Raw genomic sequence first — 4765 nt, 5'->3', positions numbered from 1 at the left:
ATATTTTGGTAGGCATGGATTGCCCCATGCCTAGCGTGTCTTGCCCGACGGGCAGCGCAAGGAGTTGTGGGTGCGTAGGGTGGATTAGCGAAGCGTAATCCACCACGTCTGCCGCCGCGGAGACTGAAGAGGTAGATTACGCCGCGGACCGCGCTACGCCAGCCGCGGGCTAATCCACCCTACGGACCTACGGCCTCACGGCCGCCGACACACCAGATCGATCTCGATCAGCGCGTCATAGGCTAGCCCGGTGACGCCGACGCAGGTGCGGGCCGGCAGCCGGCCGGGRGCAAAGTACGTGCGGTAGGTCTCGTTCATAGCCGTATAGTCTTCCTTGAAACGCGTGAGGTAGATCCGCGTCATCACGACGTGCTCGAGGCCGAGATCGAGACCTGAGAGGACCACCTTCAGGTTCTCCATGACGGCTCGCGTCTGGGCCACGATTCCCTCGGGCAGCACGCCCGGCGTTTGCGGCGTGTCCGGCATCTGGCCGGTGACGAAGACAAAGCCGTCGGTCTCAACGGCGTGGCTGAAGGGCGCGACCGGCTTCGGTCCGCCGCTGATCATGTGGAATTTCACCTGGATTGTCCTTGTTACGGTGCGCTCTCGAACAGGCGCTTGCTGAGGATGGCGTGTACCCCCCAATTGCCGTCAACGACCTGCGTGACGCCGAAATCGACAGCAGCCGACATCAGCGCGATCGCCTCGTCCTCGCTGAGACCCTTCACGTTCATCAGGAAGCGTCGCATCTTGCGGAAGGCATCCTTCATGGCAAGGTCGAGCGAGGATTTTGCGTAGACCTCGCTCTGCCCCTGCGCGCCGAACTCGGCGAGATAGTTGGGATGGCTGAAGCCGGTCAGCACCCAGTCGGTCGCGGTCTCGATCAGGGGATAGGAGAGATCGGCGAAAGGCTGGCCGGCAAGGTCGGCCTTCTTGTGCAGGATCACCTCGAAGGTGCCGGTCATCGAGCATTCGATCGCAGTGCCGCTCAACTCGCCGTCGCCCTGCGCCGCGTGGGGATCGCCGACCGACAGCAGCGCGCCGGGAACGGAGACCGGAAGAAAGACGGCCGCCCCCTTCCCCAGCCGCCAATTGTCCAGATTGCCGCCGAAATAGGACGGCGGCACGGAGTCGATGAAATCGACCTCGCGCGGCGCCACCGCGATCACGCCGAAATGCGGCCGCAAGGGAATGCGGATGCCGTCGAGCACCGCATGGCGGCGCTTCACGGCGCCGGGCACGACGGGAACGCCGGGATAATCGTAGGTGGGGTGCACGACGCCGAACGGATCGGTCTGCGGCTCCCAGCGATAGGAATACAGYGCGCGGGCATGCGGCGCATCGGCATCGTCGAAGATCTCGTAGATCGTCACCGCCTCGCGCGGCTTCGGTCCTGACAGGAACTCGTCGTAATGATAGCCCCACCAGGCCGCGACCGAGGAGCCGAACACGCGGCCCGCATGTTTCGGATGGCGGCTCGCGCGCGGCACGATGTCGAGGATCCGCACCTCCAGCACGTCGCCGGGCTGGGCATCCTTCACCGCAACGGGGCCGGTGCAGATGTGCACGCCGAAGCCCTCGCCGGCGCCGCGACCGAACACACTGGCGTCCATCGGGCCGGCGCCGCGACGATCCACGTTCTTCTTCTGCCTGGTCCAGCCGAACACGCTTTCGGCGGCGGCATCGCCCGCGATCATCAGCTCGGGGTCGTCGGAGGCGTGCTGGGTCAGCGTCTCGATGGTGATGGTATCGCCCGAGGCGATCTCGAGCTGCGGCGAGAGCGAGCGGCTGAAATAGCCCCAATGAACACGATTGGCCTCGATCGGTAGATGATGGTGCTTGCGTCCAGCCGTTCTCGGTTCATCGGAGGCTGCACGCAGCACATTGCTGCGCACCTCCGCACCCACCTGATGCGCGCGGAGCTGCGCCAGCGCCTCCTGCGGCCAGCCGCGCTGGCCGGTGATCCCGTGCTGCGACGTCGCGCGCTCCGCCTCCTGTTGGCGGAACTCGCGCGGCGGCAGGCCGAAGCGGTGGCGGAAGGCGCGGCTGAAATGCGCGGAATCGCCAAAGCCATAGGCGTAGGCGATCTCGGAGATCGAGCGATGCGCCTCCGTCGGATTGGACAGGTCGGCCCAGGCGCGCTGGAGCCGGCGCTCGCGGACGTAGTGGGTGAAATTGTCGCCGACCGTCTCGAACAGCTTCTGCAAGTAGCGCTCGGAAATCCCCTCGACCTGCGCAACGCGCGCGGGCACCAGCTCGGGATCGTCGAGCCGGCGTTCGATGGTTTGGCAGATCCGGTGTAGCAGCGCGGCCTGTGTCGCGCTCGATCCGGCATCGGATGTCGAGGCCGCCAGTTGATGCGCGAGCGTCAGCAGGAGATCGACGAGGCTCTGCGCGACCGCATTCCATTCGGCATCGCTCAGGGTGTCGAGCGTGCGCGCGGTCGCATCCAGCAAGCGCGAGAACACATCGGCAAAGCCGCTGGGCGGAACGACCCGGGGCTCGCCGAGCCGTGGCTTGCCCGAGAGGCGTCCGTGCAGCGCTTCCGAGGTCACCGACAACACGATGGCCCGCATGTCGCGCTGGAACACGATGCTCCAGTCCCCGCTGCGCGGCAGCAGCACGAGATGGCCRACGGGAACGATGCGGTGGCCGCGGGCGCTCTTGAGCACCATGCCGTCCTCAACCGGTATCAGCGCGATCGGAAGCTCTTCATTCGCTTGCGCGAGGGGCGCGATGCTTTGCGCGCCCGCGGCCATGCGCGTCAGCGCGACGCCCGAGGCCTGGCGATGTGACGCCGTTGCGTGCCCATCGAGGAAGGGATGGCCGGTCGCGGGTTGCAGGCCGACGGCAGCCAGCACGTCCCGCCATGCTTCGGGGCGGTCGTCTTGCGCATAGGACTCGCTTGTGAACGGCCGGAAGCTCATCGGATCGACCCAGACTGCCGTCGATCGAAGCAACCTCCGTGCCAGACGCACGCGATCCTCCGTCGCCGCGACGGGCCGCAGATGAGGTTCGTTGGTCACGCGTGCATCCTGAAAATCGGCTTACCTTCAACGTGTTAGAGCCTCGCCCCGGAATGACGAGGCGGAGAGGCTCAGTCGCACCGGAAGATGTTCTTGCGGATCGTGCCGTGCACGCCCCAATTGGCGTCGACCACCTGGGTGACGCCGAAATCGGCGCCGACAGACATCAGCGAGATCGCCTCGTCCTCACTGAGGCGATGCACCGTCATCAGGAACCGGCGCAGCTTGCGGAACGCATCGCGCATCGCACGGTCGAGACTACTGTGATTGGCAATCTCGGTTTGCGCGTCGGCGCCAAGCGCGGCGAGATAGTTCGGATAGGTGAAGCCGTAGAACGACCACGCCTGATCGGTCTCGAGCATGGGATGGTCGAGGCCTTCCAGACTGGTGCCGGCGAGATCGGCCTTCTTGTGCAGGATGAATTCGAAATCGCCGGTCAGCGAGGTCTCGATCGCGGTGCCCCCGAGCTCGCTGTCGCCCTGCGCGGCATGGGGATCACCGACCGAGAAATAGGCGCCGGGAACCGCAACCGGATAGAACATCCGCGCGCCCTTGCCGATGCGCCAGTCGTCGATGTTGCCGCCGGTGTAGCTCGGCGGGATCGAGCTGACGAAATCGGCTTCCGATGGCGCAAGGCCCATGGTGCCGAAATGCAATCGTGCGGGCACCTTCACGCTTGCGAGAATGTTCTCGCGCTTCTTGATGGTTGCGTGATCGACGCGGACGCCGGGATAGTCGATGGTTGGATGCACGATGCCGTCGGGGTCGGTCTGCGGCGTCCAGACGTAGTTGTAGACCGCCTTGGCGTAGGGCTCGCCCGACGTGTCGAGCTCGAAGATGGTGACGACCTCGCGCGGCTTCGGCTCCTCGATCAGATCGTGATAGTGAAAGCCCCAGTTCGCCGCGACGTTGGAGCCGAAGCAGCGGCCGGCATGGCAGGCGCTGCAGCTCGGCCGCGGCCGGACGTCGAGGATGCGAACCTCCAGGATGTCGCCGGGCTCGGCCCCCTCGATCGCGACCGGCCCGGTGAGGAGATGCACGCCGATCCCCTCGCCTGCGCCGCGGATGAAGGGACCTTCGACCGGACCCGAGCCGCGGCGCGCGACCGCCTTGTGCTCGCGCGTCCACTGGAACACGCTTTCGGCGCCGGGATCGCCCGCGATCATGCGCTCGTAATCGTCGTTGGCATGATGGGTCAGGGTCTCGATGGTGGCGCGATCGCCGGAGCGCAGCGTCAGGGCCGGAGCGACCTTCCTGGAGAAATAGCCCCAGTGGACGGTTCTCGGTGAAACCGGCAGCGTGAAATGCTTCATGAGGTGGCCTCTTCGGGGGTCTTGAACCTTGTGGCGACGGCGTTCATCGCACCGCCTCCGGAATCTTGTCGGCTTCCATCACGCTGAGGAAACGCGCGGTCAGCGGATTGCGGGGGTTGGTGAGAACCTCGTGCGCCGGCCCCTCCTCGATGATCGCGCCGCCGCTCAGGAAGGCGACGCGGTCGGCGACTTCATCGGCGAAGCGGATCTGGTGCGTCGAGATGATCATGGTGAGGCCGTCGTCGATGGCGAGCCGCCGGATCACCTCCAGCACCTCGCTGACGAGCTCGGGATCGAGCGCGGAGGTCGGCTCGTCCAGCAGCAGCACGCTCGGGTTCGGTGCAAGCGCGCGGGCGATGGCGACGCGCTGCTGCTGGCCGCCGGACAGATGCCGCGGCAGCGCATCGGCGCGATGCGACAGCCCGA

4 protein-coding genes are annotated in these 4765 nt (G+C 66.1%); all 4 read right to left on the bottom strand.

All coding sequences use genetic code 11. The features are described 5' to 3' along the window. Positions 1–195 precede the first annotated feature (195 nt). The gene (locus AC1D00_RS27270) at positions 196–579 is read right to left on the bottom strand and encodes a RidA family protein (protein ID WP_271577413.1); all 384 of its coding nucleotides are present in this window, start codon (positions 577–579) and stop codon (positions 196–198) included. 14 nt (positions 580–593) lie between these two features. After that, a complete protein-coding gene (locus tag AC1D00_RS27265; protein WP_477012789.1) occupies positions 594–2927 on the bottom strand; it encodes an acetamidase/formamidase family protein in 2334 nt (777 codons plus the stop codon). Positions 2928–3097: 170 nt separating this feature from the next. Continuing rightward, entirely contained in the window at positions 3098–4339 is a 1242-nt protein-coding gene (locus AC1D00_RS27260) for an acetamidase/formamidase family protein (RefSeq protein WP_477012788.1), read from the bottom strand. Between the two features lie 43 nt (positions 4340–4382). After that, a partial coding sequence (locus AC1D00_RS27255) for an ATP-binding cassette domain-containing protein (protein WP_477012787.1) occupies positions 4383–4765 on the bottom strand: 383 nt, incomplete at its 5' end.

Source organism: Bradyrhizobium sp. P2_E8, from assembly GCF_056403875.1.
Note: the sequence above shows the minus strand (reverse complement) of the source record. Positions and strands in the feature narration are given on the sequence as shown.